Source organism: Streptomyces sp. NPDC093984, from assembly GCF_044764595.1.
GTDB lineage: Bacteria > Actinomycetota > Actinomycetes > Streptomycetales > Streptomycetaceae > Streptomyces > Streptomyces cynarae.
Map to the genome: position 1 here is coordinate 75009 of NZ_JBIWIM010000015.1, position 15560 is coordinate 90568.

Sequence of the window (15560 nt, forward strand, 5' to 3'; positions counted from 1 at the left end):
GGTATCCGGTCCAGGGGGGTGATGCCGTCCACCTGGGCCGCACGGCGAACGGCGGTCGGGCGGGTGCCACGCGTGCGTGCGCGCTGTCGAACCGAGCCGATGGCAGGCACGGGCGGGGTGCGCGGGTACGGTGATCATCGGGCTCCCGCCCATTCGTTGGGGTCCCGCCCATCCGTTCGTACCGAAGCCTCCGAGGACGGTCTGCCGTGCCCCTCCCCCCGCCTGCACGCGCCCCGCTGCGCAGAAGGAGCCTGTTCGCCTCGGCCGCGGGTGCGGCGCTGCTGGCGGGCTGCTCCGACGCCTCCGATTCGGGCGCCACGGGCGGCAGCCCGGCGGCCGCCGACCGGGCACGCGCGCGTGCGGCCCGGGACAGCGAGGCACTGGCGGCGCGGTACGCGGCGGTCATCGACGCCCATCCGGACCTGGCGGCGCGGCTGCGGCCACTGCGGGCGGAGGTCGTCCGGCACGCACAGGCGTTCGGCGGCGGGGCCGGTGCCTCGGCGTCCCCCTCGGCCGGCTCGGCCGGCACCTCCGCGTCCCCCTCGGCCTCCGCGTCCCCGGTACCGGCGGACGCCAAGTCCGCGCTGGCCGGCCTGGCCGCCGCCGAGCGCGCCCTGGCCGACCGGCGCGGCAGGGCGTTGCTGGGGGTGCCGGGCGAGCTGGCACGGCTGATGGCGTCCGTGGCCGCGGCCGGGGCCGCGCACGCGTACCTTCTGACGGAAGGCGGAAAGTGAGCACGAGCAGCACCGGCACACCGACGCCCGTGAGCGACGAGCTGACGGCCCTGCGGGCCGCCCTGCGCGCCGAGCACGCCGCCGTGTACGGCTACGGCGTCGTCGGCGGCCGCATCCAGCAGGCACGGCGCGAGGAGGCGCGGGCCGCCTACGACGCCCACCGCGCCCGGCGGGACGAACTGGCCCGGGCGGTACGGGACCTGGGCGGCACGCCGGACGCCGCCGCGGCCGCGTACGCGCTGCCGTTCCCGGTGCCCGACTCCGCCGCCGCCGTGCGGCTGGCCGCCGAGCTGGAGGAGCGGGTGGCCGGGGTGTACTCGGATCTCGTACGGGCCTCGACGGGTGCGCGGCGCGGCTTCGCCGCCGGGGCGCTGCGGGAAGCCGCGGTGCGGGCGGTGCGCTGGAGCGGCGAGAGCGTAGCCTTCCCTGGTCTCGCCGAGCGGGCGGCGGCCACTCCCACCGCGTCGGCGGCACCGCGAACCTGACGCGTACGCGCTCGACCGTACGCGTGCGAAGCCGACCTGGAAGGGAACAACTCGCGCATGGCTTTCGAACCGCCGCAGCGCCTGGTGAGGGCGCTCGGCGAGACGCAGCGGGACGGTGGCGCCGACTGGCTGGGCAGGCTCCCGGAGCTGGTCCGGCGGGCCGTCGGTCTACGCGAGTTGACCGTGGAGCGGGTGCAGGCGCCGGGTGGCCGCAGCAGCCTGGTGCTGCTGGTGCGGCAGGCCGACGGGACGCCCGCCGTGCTGAAGCTGGTACCCCCCTGGGCCCGCCCGGGCAGCGAGCGGGCCGCGCTCGTGCGGTGGGACGGCTTCGGGGCCGTGCGGCTCCTTGACGCGAACGCCCCGGACACCTCGGACGCCGGGGAGGGCGTGCTGCTGCTGGAGCGGCTGCACCCGGAGATGTCCGTGCGCTCGCTGCCGGAGGCGAAGGCCCTGCTGGAGGCGGCCGGCACGCTGCGGCGGCTGTGGGTCGAGCCGCCCGCCGCCCACACCTTCGAGACGGTGGCCGCACGCACGGGCCGGCAGGCCGAGGCGATGCGGAGGAGCGCGGAGACGGATCCTGAGGCCGCGCCGCTGGTCGAGGCGGCGCTGGCGGCCCGTGAGCAGCTGCTCGCCGCGCCGCCCGAGGAGCGGCTGCTGCACGGCACCTTCCGGCAGAGCAAGATCCTCGCCGGGGAGCGGATGCCGTGGCTCGCGGTGGGTCCGGACCCGGTGGTCGGCGAGTGCGCCTTCGACCTGGCCCGCCTGGTGCGCGACCGGGTGGAAGACCTGATCGCGGCGCCCTCCGGAGCGGCGATCACCCGCCGCCGGGTGAAACGGCTCGCGGAGTCCCTGGACCTGGACCAGGAGCGGCTGCGCGGCTGGACACTGTTCCGGGCGGTGGAGTCGGGGGTGCGGGCGCGCCGGGTGGGCCGCCCGGGGGACGCGGAGCTGTTGCTGGAGTTCGCCAGCTGGCTCTAGGGCCGCGGTCCTTTCCTTGCCGGTCAGCCGTACCGAAGGCCCGGACGGCCCTGCCCCGGGCGCCTTTCGACTCCACGCCGTGGCACGGCCGGCGGCGCACGGTCTCGGCATGAGACGAAGAGCGCTGAACACCTTGGCCGTCCTCACGGCCGGCACGGCCACCGCTGCGGCCGTGGCGCAGCAGTTGCGCAGGCCGGCGCCGGAGCGCACCTGGACCGGCCGGGTCGCCGGGCTGCCGTACGACTTCCGCAGGCCCACCATGGAGAAGGTCGTTCGGGAGTACTGGAACCCCGAGAGCGACGCCTTCTTCACGCCGCACGCCTTCGGCATCGGCTACGGGATCAATCTGGCCCGGCTCGGCCGGGGACTGCTGAAAGCCGTGCGCGGTCGGTCCCGCTCGAAGAAGTGACCGGGTCGCGACCCCGGCGGACCGGAGGTCAGGGAGTGCGCCGCCGGAGGGTGGCGGCCGCGAGCGCCAGGGCCGCCAGGGCGGAACCGGCGATCACCGAGAGGTCGCGGACGAGGTCGGCCGTGCCGGTGGTGCCCGCGGCGGCCCGGTCGAGGGCGTCTACGGCGTAGGAGAGCGGCAAGACGTCCGAGGCCCAGCGGAGCGGCTGCGCCATGTGCGCCCGGGGTACGAACAGCCCGCACAGCAGCAGTTGCGGGAAGACCACCGCGGGCATGAACTGCACGGCCTGGAACTCCGTCCGGGCGAAGGCCGAGACGAACAACCCCAGCGCCGTGCCGAGCAGAGCGTCCAGTACCGCGACCGTCAGCAGCAGGCCCATCGACCCGGACACCGTCAGCCCGAGTGGCTGCACGCTCACCCCGGTGACCACCAGCGCCTGGACGACCGCGAGCAGGCCGAAGGCGCAGGCGTAGCCGGTCAGCAGGTCCAGTTTGCTCAGCGGCATCGTCATCAGCCGCTCCAGCGTCCCCGAGGTGCGCTCGCGCAGAGTGGTCACCGAGGTGACGAGGAACATGACGATGAACGGAAAGATGCCCAGCAGCGCCGGGGCGACCCGGTCGAACGCGGCCGCCGAGTCGAACATGTAGCGCAGCAGCACCACGAGCAGGACCGGGACGAGCAGCAGCAGGCCCACGGTGCGCGGGTCGTGGCGCAGCTGGCGCAGGATGCGGCGCGTGGTGGCGCGGCTCGCCGAAGTCGTCACGGCGTGGCCTCCTCGTCCTCGCGGGGCTGGTTCTCGTGGGGCGGAACGCCCTCGATCAGGCGGAGGAACGCCTGCTCCAGGTCGGCGGTGCCGGTACGGTCGCGCAGGGCGTCGGGGGTGTCGTCGGCGAGGAGCAGGCCGTCACGCATCAGCAGCAGCCGTTCGCAGCGCCCGGCCTCTTCCATGACGTGGCTGGAGACCAGCAGGGTGGTGCCGTCCGCCGCCAGGGCGTGGAAGAGCTGCCAGAGCTGGTTGCGCAGGACGGGGTCGAGGCCGACGGTGGGCTCGTCGAGTACCAACAGCGGCGGGCCGCCCAGCAGGGCGGCGGCGATGCCGGTGCGCATCCGCTGGCCGCCGGAGAGGGAACCGACCGCCTGGTTGCACTGCCGCTGAAGGTCGGTGGCGGCGATGACGCGTTCGATGTCCGGCTCTGCGTGCAGAAGCGCGGCGAAATAGCGCAGGTTCTCGGCGACCGTGAGGTCGGCGTAGAGGGCCGGGCTCTGGGTCGCGTAGCCGACGCGTCCGCGCAGCCGCCGGGAACCGGCCGGTTCACCCAGGACGGTGACCGTGCCCGAGACGGTGATCTGCGTCCCCACGACGCTGCGAATGAGCGTGGTCTTGCCGCAGCCGGAGGGACCCAGCAGACCGGTGACCGTGCCCCGGGGCACGGCGAACGACAGGCAGCGGAGCACCTCCCGGCCGCCGCGGACCACCCGCAGCCCCTGGGCCTCGACCGCCATGGGCCGCAGACCGCTGTGGTGCGGCGCCGGCACGGTGGGAGCCGCGCCCGCCGGTGGCCGGGTACGCCCCTGCCACAGCCCGGCGCGGCCGAACCGGTACCGGTGTCGGCGGGTCATGTCGGGCACGGGCGTCCTCCGTCGAGACAGGTCCGCAGTCCTCGCGGATGCGGGCTTCATCATGGCGGACGCGTCTGCCCGCCCGGTAGGGACGGGAGACGCCGCCCATGGGCTGTTCGGCCCATGGGCGGACGCCCTGATCCAGGGATCAGGCGGTGAGGCGGGCGATCGCCTCGTCCACCGTGAGCTCCTCGCGCTCGCCCGTCCGGCGGTCCTTGAGCTCGACCACGCCCTCGCCCGCGCGACGCCCGGCCACCAGGATCTGGGGCACGCCGATCAGCTCCGCGTCGGTGAACTTCACGCCCGGCGAGACACCGGCCCGGTCGTCGACCAGGACGCGGACACCGGCCGCCGCCAGCTTCTCGGAGACGTCGAGTGCCACCTCGGTCTGCAGGGCCTTGCCGGCGGCCACCACGTGCACGTCGGCCGGGGCGACCTCCTTGGGCCAGCACAGGCCCTGCTCGTCGGCGGTCTGCTCGGCGAGCGCGGCGACCGCGCGGGAGACGCCGATGCCGTAGGAGCCCATGGTGACGCGGACCGGCTTGCCGTTCTGACCCAGGACGTCGAGCTTGAGGGCGTCGGTGTACTTGCGGCCGAGCTGGAAGATGTGGCCGATCTCGATGGCGCGGTCCAGCTTGAGCGCGGTGCCGCACTTCGGGCAGGGGTCGCCCTCCTGCACCACCACGACGTCCACGTACTCGTCGACCTCGAAGTCGCGGCCGGCGACGACGTTCCTGGCGTGGGTGTGCTCCTTGTTGGCGCCCGTGATCCACGCGGTGCCCGGCGCCACGCGCGGGTCGGCGATGTAGCGGACCTTCTCCCCCAGGCCCTGCGGGCCGACGTAGCCGCGGACGAGGTCGGGCCGGCCCGCGAAGTCGGCCTCGGTGACCATCTCGACGACGGCCGGGGCGAAGTGCGCCTCGACCTTGTCCATGTCGACCTCGCGGTCGCCGGGGACGCCGACGGCGACGATCTCGCCGTCGACCTTGACGAGGAGGTTCTTCAGGGTGGCCGAGGCCGGCACGCCGAGGGAGGCGGCGAGGGTCTCGATGGTGGGGGTGTCCGGGGTGGGGATCTCCTCGGCGGCCGGGACACCGGAGGCGTCGACCGGCTGGAGCGCGTAGGTGATCGCCTCGGTGTTGGCGGCGAAGTCGCAGTTCGGGCAGTCCGCGAAGGTGTCCTCGCCGGCGCCGGCCGGGGCGAGGAACTCCTCGGACTTGGAGCCGCCCATGGCGCCCGCGGTCGCGGCGACGATCCGGTAGTCGAGGCCGAGGCGCTCGAAGACGCGCTGGTAGGCCTGGCGGTGCAGGGCGTAGGAGCGGGCGAGGCCCTCGTCCTCCAGATCGAAGGAGTAGGAGTCCTTCATCAGGAACTCACGGCCGCGCAGGATGCCCGCCCGGGGCCGGGCCTCGTCACGGAACTTGGTCTGGATCTGGTAGAGGATCACCGGCAGGTCCTTGTACGAGGACGCCTGGTCCTTCACCAGGAGGGTGAAGATCTCCTCGTGGGTGGGACCGAGCAGGTAGTCGCCGCCCTTGCGGTCCTTCAGGCGGAACAGCTCGGCGCCGTACTCGTCCCAGCGGCCGGTCGCGTCATAGGGCTCGCGGGGCAGCAGGGCGGGCAGCAGCACCTCCTGGGCGCCGATGGCGTCCATCTCCTCGCGGACGATCCGCTCCACGTTGGCGAGGACCTTCTTGCCGAGCGGCAGCCACGTCCACACACCGGCGGCGGTGCGGCGGACGTAGCCCGCGCGGACCAGCAACTTGTGGCTGAGGACCTCGGCGTCGGCCGGGTCGTCGCGCAGCGTCTTCGCCATCAACTGGGACATGCGCTGGACCGGTGCGTTGGCCATGGTTCTGGTACTCCTGCCGCGTAAGGGTGATGGCTAGGAGGTTAGCCGGGCTTGCCGTGCGGGTGGAAATCCGTTAACGGCGTCGCAGGGGCAGCGGGGCGCCCATGACCGCGTACGGTTTCGGGGCGCTGGGGAAGAGGACCTGCCGGGCGAGATCCACATAGCCCAGCGAGTGGTACAGGCCGCGGGCCGGGCTGTCGGTGTCGATCGCGGAGAGGATCGAGCGGGGCTCGGTGGCGCCGTCGGTGATGGTGGTGATCAGGGCGCGGCCGATGCCGCGGTTCTGGTACCGGGGGTGGACATGCAGCTCGGTGATCACGAACGAGTCGTCGAGCCAGTCGTCGTGGCCCTGGGCGCGCAGATACGGTTCGACGACGGTGGACCACCAGTGCGCACGGTCGTTGGGCATGCCGTACACGAACCCGACGAGCCGTCCGTCCGCGGTGGTGGCGCCGAACGCGCGGGCTGCCGGGTAGGTCATGTGCCGCAGCACGATCTGGCGGCGTACGGCGACCTCGTCGGCTCCCAGCCCGAACGCGAGGGCCTGCACGGCGAGCGCCTCGTCGACGCGGGCGGACAGGTCCAGGGGGCCGATCACGACGTCGTCGACGGTACGAGGCATGGTCGTGAGCCTACAGGGGTACGCGGCGGTGTTCGGGTGCGGGCCGTCCGTCGCTTGCCTTCAGCGCCCGAGGCACCTGTGGCGGCGCTCAGAACAGGACGCTCATGAACGCCCCGACCTCCTGGAAGCCCACCCTGTGGTAAGTCCGCCGCGCGGGGGTGTTGAAGTCGTTGACGTACAGGCTCACCACCGGGGCCACATCGGTCAGCGCGTAGCGCAGCACCGCCGCCATACCGGGTGCGGCCAGGCCCATCCCCCGGTACTCGGGAGCCACCCACACCCCCTGGATCTGGCAGGCCAGGGGGGTCGCGGCACCGATCTCCGCCTTGAAGACGACCCTGCCGCTGTCGTCGAGGCGGGCGAAGGAGCGGCCCGCGCCGACGAGTTCGGCGACCCGTGCCTGGTAGAGCAGCCCTCCGTCGCCGGCCAGCGGGGAGACGCCGACCTCCTCGGTGAACATCGCCACGCACGCCGGCATGATCGTCTCCATCTCGTCCTTGCGGATGCGGCGGACGTGCGGATCGGGGGCGATGCCGTCGGGCATGCGGTCGGTGACCATGAGCGGCTGGTGGGCACGGACCTCGCGGGCGGGGCCCCAGCTCGGCTCCAGCAGGCGCCACAACTGGGCGGTGGATTCGGCGGGGCCGACTATCGAGGAGCAGCGGCGGCCGGTGCGCCGGGCGCGGTCGGCGAAGGCGCGCACCGCGCGCGGGGTGGCGCAGATCGGGACGAGGTTGGCGCCGGCGTAGCACAGGGAGGTCAGCATGCCGTCCTCGTACCAGCCCCACATCTCCCCGCCGAGGCGCCAGGGATCGAGGCCCGCGACATGGACGCGGGACGTCACGAAGGCGTTCGCGACCGGCTCGCGGTCGAGGACGGCGAGTGCGGCGTCCAGGTCACTCGGTTCGAGGACCCGGGTGGTCGTCTGCGTCAACACGTGCGGGAGCCTCACCCTTGGGTCTGCTGATCTCCGCACTGTACCTGCCGGATCCGGGCCGCGCCGCCCCCGGGGAGCGGTGCGGTGGGACAGCCGGGTCAGCCGTGACCGACGGGGTGGCCGTAACCGACACCCGGATCTCGTCGATCTTGAGCTGCTGCCCCTGGACTCGCCAAAGGCCCCGCCGTACGTCGGACCTGTCAAGAGATCAGGTCGGCACACACAGCTGTGGAACGCCTGCGGTGCGGCAGGCGGGAGGATGAGCGTTCTCGTGCCGGAGCCCCGTCACCGGTCGGTGACGGGGCTCCGGTCGGACGGGCGGGAAGGGGCGTCAGCCCGCGACCGACACCGACGGCTCGCCGGAGGCCGCGCCGTCCTTCTGCATCTGCTCGGCCAGCTTCATGGCCTCCTCGATCAGGGTCTCCACGATCTTCGACTCGGGCACGGTCTTGATGACCTCGCCCTTGACGAAGATCTGGCCCTTGCCGTTGCCGGACGCGACGCCGAGGTCGGCCTCGCGGGCCTCGCCGGGGCCGTTCACCACACAGCCCATGACCGCGACGCGCAGCGGCACGTCCATGCCAGTCAGGCCTGCGGTGACCTCCTCGGCCAGTTTGTAGACGTCCACCTGGGCACGGCCGCACGAAGGGCAGGAGACGATCTCCAGGCCGCGCTCACGCAGGCCGAGGGACTCCAGGATCTGGATGCCGACCTTGACCTCCTCGACCGGAGGCGCGGACAGGGACACGCGGATGGTGTCGCCGATGCCCTGGGACAGCAGCGCACCGAAGGCGACCGCCGACTTGATGGTGCCCTGGAAGGCGGGACCGGCCTCGGTGACGCCCAGGTGCAGCGGGTAGTCGCACTGGGCGGCGAGCTGCCGGTAGGCCTCGATCATCACGACCGGGTCGTTGTGCTTGACGGAGATCTTGATGTCCCGGAAGTCGTGCTCCTCGAAGAGGGACGCCTCCCACAGGGCGGACTCGACGAGCGCCTCGGGGGTCGCCTTGCCGTACTTCTGGAGCAGCCGCTTGTCCAGGGAGCCCGCGTTGACGCCGATCCGGATGGGAGTGCCGTGGTCCTTGGCGGCCTTGGCGATCTCCTTGACCTTGTCGTCGAACTGCTTGATGTTGCCCGGGTTGACGCGGACGGCGGCGCAGCCGGCCTCGATCGCGGCGAAGACGTACTTCGGCTGGAAGTGGATGTCCGCGATCACCGGGATCTGCGACTTGCGCGCGATCGTCGCGAGGGCGTCCGCGTCGTCCTGTGTGGGGCACGCGACGCGGACGATCTGGCAGCCGGACGCCGTCAGCTCCGCGATCTGCTGCAGGGTGGCGCCGATGTCCGACGTACGGGTGGTCGTCATCGACTGCACGGACACCGGGGCGTCTCCGCCCACCGCCACCGGCCCGACCTGGATCTGCCGGCTCTTCCGGCGCTCGGCGAGCTTGGTCGGAACGGACGGCATGCCGAGTGAAATCGCAGTCATCTGCTGTGCAACCCCAAGTTGTGGATCAAGGTCCGGTCCCGGACAGGGCGGGCTCCGGCTCCGAGATTACGCCACGGGCGCGGACGCCAGCACATCACCGTCCGTAAACCCACCCAATGGGCGGCGGCCGGGAAGACGGTGTTTCCGGCCGCCGCCAACTCCGCGTGGCTAGGAGATTTTCACGGGGTTGACCACGTCCGCGATCAGCACGAGCAGCGTGAAGCACACGAAGATCCCGGCGACCACGTACGCCACCGGCATCAGCTTCGCCACGTCGAAGGGTCCGGGGTCGGGGCGGCGCAGCAGCCTGGCCAGGTTGCGGCGCAGCGACTCCCACAGGGCGCCCGCGATGTGCCCGCCGTCCAGCGGGAGCAGCGGAAGCATGTTGAACAGGAACAGGGACAGGTTGAAGCCCGCGACCAGCATCAGCATCATCGCGATCTGCTGGGACGGCGGGATGTCCAGGGTGAAGACCTCGCCGCCGACCCGGGCCGCGCCGACCACGCCCATCGGGGAGTCCGGCTGGCGCGGGGCGTTGCCGAAGGCCGCGTCCCACAGGCCGGGGATCTTGCCGGGCAGGGAGACGATCGACTCGACGCCGTTCTCCATCATGTCGCCCATGCGCTGCACGGACTGGTCGAAGGACTGCTGCACGATGCCGGTGGCAGGGGTGAAGCCGAGGAAGCCGGCGTAGACGTACTTGCCCTCGACGTAGCCGCCGTTGCCGTCCGTCTTGCTGACCTGGTTCTTGATCAGGTGGGCGTGCAGGTCGACCGTCTGTCCCTTGCGCTCCACGGTGATCGTGACGTCCCTGCCGGGGTTGGCGCGGATGTCGGACTGGAGGGTGGACCAGTCCTTCACCTGCTTCCCCTCGAACGCGACGATCTTGTCACCCGGCTTCAGCCCGGCGGCCAGCGCTGGCGCGGCCGGGTCGCCCTTCTCGCACTTGGTGCGGTTCTCGCTCTGCTGGATGACGCAGTCGGAGATCTTGGAGACCGTGGTGGTCTGGGTCTGGACGCCGAAGGTCATCATCACGCCGAGGAAGACCACCACGGCGAGGATCAGGTTCATGAAGGGGCCCGCGAACATGACGATGACGCGCTTCCACGGCTTGCGCGTGTAGAAGAGCCGCGCCTCGTCACCGGGCTGCAGCTCCTCGAAGGACTGCGCCCGGGCGTCCTCGATCATCCCGCGCCACGGCGAGGTGGAGCGGGCCTCGATCCGGCCGTCGGGGCCGGGCGGGAACATGCCGATCATGCGGATGTAGCCGCCGAGCGGGACCGCCTTGATGCCGTACTCGGTCTCGCCCTTCTTCCGCGACCAGATGGTCGGGCCGAAGCCGACCATGTACTGCGGCACGCGGATGCCGAAGAGCTTGGCCGTCGACAGGTGCCCGAGCTCGTGCCATGCGATCGAGAACAGCAGGCCGACCACGAAGACGACTATGCCGAGGATCATCATCAGGGTCGTCATGCACGAGCCTCCGCCGTTGCCGTCTGCGCCGTCAGTTCCCTGGCCCGGGCGCGCGCCCAGGTCTCCGCTTCGAGGACGTCCGCGACGGTCAGGGAAGTTCCCTGACGAGGGGTGCCGTGCTCCTCGACCACCCGTGTGACCGTATCCATGATGCCGAGATACGGCAGGCCGCCGTTCAGGAACGCGTCCACGCACTCCTCGTTGGCCGCATTGAACACCGCCGGGGCCGTGCCCGCGAGCTGCCCGACGTGCCGGGCGAGTCCGACCGACGGGAAGGCCTCGGTGTCGAGGGGGAAGAACTCCCAGGTCGACGCCTTGGTCCAGTCGAAGGCGGGGGCTGCGTCGGGCACCCGTTCGGGCCAGCCGAGTCCGATGGCGATCGGCCCCCGCATGTCGGGGGGCGTCGCCTGCGCCAGGGTCGATCCATCCGTGAATTCCACCATCGAGTGGACATACGACTGCGGGTGTACGACGACCTCAATGCGATCGAAGGGAATGTCGTACAGCAGGTGCGCCTCGATCACTTCCAGGCCCTTGTTGACGAGGGTGGCGGAGTTGACCGTGATGACGGGCCCCATGGCCCAGGTGGGGTGGGCGAGCGCGTCCTTGGGCGTCACGGTCGCGAGCTCCGCCTTCGTGCGGCCGCGGAACGGCCCGCCGGAGGCGGTGACGACGAGTCTGCGCACGTCGGCCCGGGTGCCGGAGGCGAGGGCCTGGAACAGGGCGGCGTGCTCGGAGTCCACCGGGATGATCTGGCCGGGCTTGGCCAGGGCCTTCACCAGCGGGCCGCCGACGATGAGCGACTCCTTGTTGGCGAGCGCGAGCGTGCGGCCCGCCTCGAGGGCGGCGAGGGTGGGCGCGAGGCCGATGGAACCGGTGATGCCGTTCAGCACGGTGTGGCAGTCGGAGGTGGCGAGCCGGGTGGCCGCGTCGGCCCCGGCGATTATCTCCGGGAGTGCCTCCCCCGGCCCGTACTGCGCGCTCAGGGCCTCCCTCAGGGCCGGTACGACGTCCTCGCGGGCGACCGCGACCGTGCGCACGCGCAGGCGGTGGGCCTGCTCGGCGAGCAGGCCGACCCGGCCGCCGTTGGCGGAGAGCCCGGTGACGCGGAACCGGTCGGGGTTGCGCAGCACGAGGTCGATGGCCTGGGTGCCGATCGAGCCGGTGGAGCCGAGGATCACGACGTCCCGCACTCCGTCCACGGGGTCGAAGACGAGATGGGGGTCGGCAAGAGGGGCTGGGCTGTCGCTCATCCCTCCATTGTTGCGGTTCGGCGGGGCGGGGAGGACAGGGTCCCCCCGAGGGCTGCGTCGTTCGTCATGTGCGGGCCGGCACCGCTCGGCGGGCGCGGTCGATCTGCTTCCCGCCGCGACACCGCCGAGCTGCGGGGGTTCACCGTGCTGCGCCACGACAGCGGCCTGGAGACCGTCGCGTCGGTCACCGGCCGGGCTGCCCGGTGGCTGATGCCCCCGGGCAGCCCGGAACCGTCCGTCACCGGATCGGCCGGTGCACGTTCTCCCGTTGCGACGGACCCGGCGTCGCCTCCGCGATCCACGGGCCGTCGCCGGACGGGTCGATGATCCCCTGCTCCAGCCACTCGTACGTGCCGGTCAGCACGCCCTTGACCACCTTGCGGTCCAGGTCGTCCGTGTTGGTCCACAGGCGGTCGAACAGTTCGTCGACACGGATGCGGGACTGCCGGCAGAAGGCGTCGGCCAGCTGGTAGGCCTCGCGGCCGTGGTCCCCGGTCCTGCGCAGGTGCTCGGCGCGTACGCAGGTCGCAGCCATCGCGAACAGCTCGGCGCCGATGTCCACGACCCGGCCCAGGAAGCCCTGCTTGGTCTCCATGCGGCCCTGCCAGCGGGACATGCCGTAGAAGGTGGAGCGGGCCAGCTTGCGGGCGCTGCGCTCGACGTAGCGCAGATGCCCCGAGAGGTCGACCTCCCGGCGGAACTCCCCGAACGCGCCCGGCACCTGCCCCTGCCCGGCGACCAGCTTCGGCAGCCACTTGGCGTAGAAGACGCCCGCGTTCGCGCCCGCCCTCGCCTTGTCGGACAGGGACTTCTCCGGATCGATCAGGTCACCGGCCACCGACAGGTGGGCGTCGACCGCCTCCCTCGCGATCAGCAGGTGCATGATCTCCGTGGAGCCCTCGAAGATGCGGTTGATGCGCAGGTCGCGCAGCATCTGCTCGGCCGGCACGCCCCGCTCGCCGCGGGCCCGGAGGGATTCCGCCGTCTCGAAGCCGCGCCCGCCGCGGATCTGGACCAGCTCGTCGGCCATCAGCCAGGCCATCTCGGAGCCGTACAGCTTGGCGAGGGCGGCCTCGATGCGGATGTCGTTGCGGTCCTCGTCGGCCATCTGCGACGAGAGGTCGACGACGGCCTCCAGGGCGAAGGTGGTCGCCGCGATGAAGGAGATCTTCGAGCCGACCGCCTCGTGCAGCGCGACCGGTTTGCCCCACTGCTCCCGGGCCGCCGACCACTCGCGGGCGATCTTCAGGCACCACTTGCCCGCGCCCACGCACATCGCGGGCAGGGAAAGCCGGCCGGTGTTCAGCGTGGTCAGGGCGATCTTGAGGCCCTGACCCTCCTCGCCGATGCGGTTGGCCGCCGGGACCCGCACGCGGTGGAAGCGGGTGACGCCGTTCTCCAGGCCCCGCAGACCCATGAAGGCGTTGCGGTTCTCGACGGTGATGCCCTCGGAGGCCGACTCCACGACGAACGCCGTGATGCCGCCCCTGTGGCCCTCGGACTTCGGCACCCGCGCCATGACGACCAGCAGGTCGGCGACGACGCCGTTGGTGGTCCACAGCTTCACGCCGTCGAGGACGTAGTCGTCGCCGTCGGGGACGGCCGTGGTGGCCAGGCGGGCCGGGTCGGAGCCCACGTCCGGCTCGGTGAGCAGGAACGCGGAGATGTCGGTGCGGGCGCAGCGCGGCAGGAACGTCTCCTTCTGCTCCTGCGTGCCGAACAACTTCAGCGGCTGCGGTACTCCGATCGACTGATGCGCGGACAGCAGCGCGCCGATCGCGGGGCTCGCGGAGCCGACGAGGGCGAGCGCCTTGTTGTAGTACACCTGGGTGAGGCCGAGACCGCCGTACTTCGTGTCGATCTTCATGCCGAAGGCGCCGAGCTCCTTGAGCCCGGTGATCGTCTCGTCGGGGATCCGGGCCTCGCGCTCGATACGGGCGCCGTCGATGTGCGTCTCGCAGAAGTCACGCAGCTTGGCGAGGAACTCCTCGCCGCGCTGCGCGGCCTCCTCGGCGGGCATCGGGTGGGGATGGATGAGGTCGAGCCGGAAGCGGCCGAGGAACAGTTCCTTGGCGAAGCTGGGCTTGCGCCAGTCCTGCTCGCGCGCGGCCTCCGCGACCTGGCGGGCCTCACGCTCGGTGACCGTTGGCTTGGGAGTGGGGGCTGTTGGTGCGGTCATGAGGCTCACCTCGCCGCGAATCGGGATGTTTGGGGCGTACACCGCTCAAAGTGTCGTACGGCGACCAAGGGTGCCGTACGACGACCTTGCTGGCGTACGTTACTGACCGGTGCTACTCGATCGTTGGTACCCCGATCCGGGCAAGGTCACCAGTCCTCGCGCAGCGATCGGCGGCGGAAAAACGCTCAGCCGGCGCCCACCGGGTACGCCTCGGTGTCAAGTCGGCCGGCGCCCTCGAAGTCCTTGCGTCGGGGGCTCTTCCGGGGGACGGTTCGGGTACACCCGTTCAGCGGCCGCCCGGAGCCACTGAACTCGCCGAAGGTCGCTCGGTGAATTTCCTTTGGTTGTCGAAGCGCTTCGACAGCCTATGGACAGCCCACTCACGCCAAGCTACTGTCGATCCACCCTCACACGCCCCTGTCCCACGGCGCGCGCACTGTCGAAGCGCTTCACTCAAGCTTGGAGAGCTGGATGGTCACCCTCGCCGAGGTCGCCCAGCACGCCGGAGTGTCGGCGAGCACGGTGAGCTATGTCCTCAGCGGCAAGCGGTCCATCTCCGCGACCACCCGGCAGCGGGTCGAGCGGAGCATCCGGGAGCTCGGCTACCACCCGAACGCCGGGGCGCGCGCCCTGGCGAGCAACAAGTCGAACATCATCGCGCTGATGATCCCGCTCCGCACCGACATGTACGTGCCGGTGATGATGGAGATCGCCATCGCCGTGGCGACCACCGCGCGCGCTCACGGGTACGACATCCTGCTGCTCACCGGTGAGGAGGGCCCGGACGCGGTGCGCCGGGTCACGGGCAGCGGCCTCGCGGACGCCATGATCCTCATGGACGTCGAACTGGACGACGAGCGGCTGCCCCTGCTGCGCGAGACGGACCAGCCGTCGGTGCTCATCGGCCTGCCCGCCAGCACCTCCGGACTGACCTGTGTGGACCTCGACTTCGGGGCGACGGGCGCGCTGTGCGCCGAGCACCTCGCCGTCCTCGGCCACCGTGACATCGCTGTCATCGGCGAGGCGCCCGCCGTCTACGAACGGCACACCGGCTTCGCGGAGCGCACCCTCGACGGCCTCAGGTCCCGCTCCCGGGAGCTCGGCCTCAGGGTGCTGCACCGCCCCTGCGAGGGCGGGTACGACGCGATGGCCGTGACGCTGGCCCGGATCCTCGACGAGCGGCCGGGGACCACCGGGTTCGTCGTGCAGAACGAGTCCGCGGTCGAACCGCTGCTCGCGCTGCTGCGCCAGCAGGGCCGGGCCGTCCCCGAAGACGTCTCGGTGATCGCCGTCTGCCCGGACCAGGTCGCCACCCAGGCGTCGGTGCGGCTGACGTCCGTCGCCATCCCCGCGCAGGAGATGGGCCGGCGCGCGGTCGAACTGCTGGTCGCCAAGCTGGACGGCCACGGCACGGACGAAGTGGTGCTGCTCGCACCGGAGCTCACCGTCCGGGCGAGCACCGGCCCGGCGCCGTCCGCGCCCTGACACCGGGGCTCCGCGCCGCACCCCGCGGCCGCAGGGGCACCCCA

At 71.8% G+C, this 15560-nt stretch carries 14 protein-coding genes; 5 read left to right on the top strand and 9 right to left on the bottom strand.

Features of this window, described 5'->3' with window-relative positions:
• Positions 1–206: 206 nt before the first annotated feature.
• The 4 genes from ACIRC0_RS34400 to ACIRC0_RS34415 all read left to right on the top strand — a co-directional run bounded on the left by ACIRC0_RS34400 (position 207) and on the right by ACIRC0_RS34415 (position 2606).
• Positions 207–734, top strand: a complete 528-nt coding sequence (locus ACIRC0_RS34400; RefSeq protein ID WP_403624347.1) for a hypothetical protein — start codon at positions 207–209, stop codon at positions 732–734.
• Positions 731–1219 carry a ferritin-like domain-containing protein gene (locus ACIRC0_RS34405; RefSeq protein ID WP_403624350.1) on the top strand — a complete coding sequence of 163 codons (489 nt, stop codon included), beginning with the start codon at positions 731–733 and terminating at the stop codon, positions 1217–1219. The genes ACIRC0_RS34400 and ACIRC0_RS34405 overlap by 4 nt, the downstream gene beginning before the upstream one ends.
• A gap of 57 nt (positions 1220–1276) precedes the next feature.
• The gene (locus ACIRC0_RS34410) at positions 1277–2197 is read left to right on the top strand and encodes an aminoglycoside phosphotransferase family protein (RefSeq protein ID WP_403624353.1); all 921 of its coding nucleotides are present in this window, start codon (positions 1277–1279) and stop codon (positions 2195–2197) included.
• 109 nt (positions 2198–2306) lie between these two features.
• Positions 2307–2606, top strand: a complete 300-nt coding sequence (locus ACIRC0_RS34415) for a DUF5808 domain-containing protein (protein WP_403624356.1) — start codon at positions 2307–2309, stop codon at positions 2604–2606.
• A 28-nt stretch (positions 2607–2634) separates the two neighbouring features.
• On the opposite strand, the gene ACIRC0_RS34420 is transcribed toward ACIRC0_RS34415, so the two are convergent.
• From ACIRC0_RS34420 to ACIRC0_RS34460, 9 genes are all read right to left on the bottom strand, one after another.
• A complete protein-coding gene (locus ACIRC0_RS34420; protein ID WP_403624359.1) occupies positions 2635–3369 on the bottom strand; it encodes an ABC transporter permease in 735 nt (244 codons plus the stop codon).
• Positions 3366–4109, bottom strand: coding sequence for an ABC transporter ATP-binding protein (locus ACIRC0_RS34425; protein WP_403624415.1), 744 nt, complete (start codon positions 4107–4109; stop codon positions 3366–3368). Before ACIRC0_RS34425 ends, ACIRC0_RS34420 begins: the two co-directional genes overlap by 4 nt.
• 265 nt (positions 4110–4374) lie before the next feature.
• Positions 4375–6078, bottom strand: a complete 1704-nt coding sequence (locus tag ACIRC0_RS34430) for a proline--tRNA ligase (protein ID WP_403624362.1) — start codon at positions 6076–6078, stop codon at positions 4375–4377.
• Positions 6079–6151: 73 nt separating this feature from the next.
• A complete protein-coding gene (locus tag ACIRC0_RS34435; protein ID WP_200422676.1) occupies positions 6152–6700 on the bottom strand; it encodes a GNAT family N-acetyltransferase in 549 nt (182 codons plus the stop codon).
• A gap of 88 nt (positions 6701–6788) precedes the next feature.
• Complete coding sequence (locus ACIRC0_RS34440; RefSeq protein WP_403624366.1) at positions 6789–7637, bottom strand: GNAT family N-acetyltransferase; 849 nt, start codon at positions 7635–7637, stop codon at positions 6789–6791.
• Between the two features lie 331 nt (positions 7638–7968).
• Positions 7969–9126, bottom strand: a complete 1158-nt coding sequence (gene ispG, locus ACIRC0_RS34445; protein ID WP_403624369.1) for a flavodoxin-dependent (E)-4-hydroxy-3-methylbut-2-enyl-diphosphate synthase — start codon at positions 9124–9126, stop codon at positions 7969–7971.
• Between the two features lie 168 nt (positions 9127–9294).
• Positions 9295–10599 (bottom strand): M50 family metallopeptidase, encoded by a 1305-nt coding sequence (locus ACIRC0_RS34450; protein ID WP_403624372.1) that lies wholly within the window; start codon positions 10597–10599, stop codon positions 9295–9297.
• The gene (gene dxr, locus ACIRC0_RS34455; protein WP_403624374.1) at positions 10596–11852 is read right to left on the bottom strand and encodes a 1-deoxy-D-xylulose-5-phosphate reductoisomerase; all 1257 of its coding nucleotides are present in this window, start codon (positions 11850–11852) and stop codon (positions 10596–10598) included. The genes ACIRC0_RS34450 and dxr overlap by 4 nt, the downstream gene beginning before the upstream one ends.
• Before the next feature lie 238 nt (positions 11853–12090).
• Positions 12091–14031 (bottom strand): acyl-CoA dehydrogenase family protein, encoded by a 1941-nt coding sequence (locus ACIRC0_RS34460; RefSeq protein ID WP_403624377.1) that lies wholly within the window; start codon positions 14029–14031, stop codon positions 12091–12093.
• Between the two features lie 471 nt (positions 14032–14502).
• On the opposite strand from ACIRC0_RS34460, the gene ACIRC0_RS34465 reads away from it, so the two are divergent.
• The gene (locus tag ACIRC0_RS34465; protein WP_403624380.1) at positions 14503–15516 is read left to right on the top strand and encodes a LacI family DNA-binding transcriptional regulator; all 1014 of its coding nucleotides are present in this window, start codon (positions 14503–14505) and stop codon (positions 15514–15516) included.
• Positions 15517–15560: the final 44 nt, after the last annotated feature.

Coding starts and splice junctions, on each gene's coding strand:
- ACIRC0_RS34410 (WP_403624353.1), top strand. CDS start 1,277: ATGGCTTTCGAACCGCCGCAGCGCCTGGTGAGGGCGCTCGGCGAGACG.
- ACIRC0_RS34415 (WP_403624356.1), top strand. CDS start 2,307: ATGAGACGAAGAGCGCTGAACACCTTGGCCGTCCTCACGGCCGGCACG.
- ACIRC0_RS34425 (WP_403624415.1), bottom strand. CDS start 4,109: ATGGCGGTCGAGGCCCAGGGGCTGCGGGTGGTCCGCGGCGGCCGGGAG.
- ACIRC0_RS34430 (WP_403624362.1), bottom strand. CDS start 6,078: ATGGCCAACGCACCGGTCCAGCGCATGTCCCAGTTGATGGCGAAGACG.
- ACIRC0_RS34435 (WP_200422676.1), bottom strand. CDS start 6,700: ATGCCTCGTACCGTCGACGACGTCGTGATCGGCCCCCTGGACCTGTCC.
- ispG (WP_403624369.1), bottom strand. CDS start 9,126: ATGACTGCGATTTCACTCGGCATGCCGTCCGTTCCGACCAAGCTCGCC.
- ACIRC0_RS34450 (WP_403624372.1), bottom strand. CDS start 10,599: ATGACGACCCTGATGATGATCCTCGGCATAGTCGTCTTCGTGGTCGGC.
- dxr (WP_403624374.1), bottom strand. CDS start 11,852: ATGAGCGACAGCCCAGCCCCTCTTGCCGACCCCCATCTCGTCTTCGAC.
- ACIRC0_RS34460 (WP_403624377.1), bottom strand. CDS start 14,031: ATGACCGCACCAACAGCCCCCACTCCCAAGCCAACGGTCACCGAGCGT.
- ACIRC0_RS34465 (WP_403624380.1), top strand. CDS start 14,503: ATGGTCACCCTCGCCGAGGTCGCCCAGCACGCCGGAGTGTCGGCGAGC.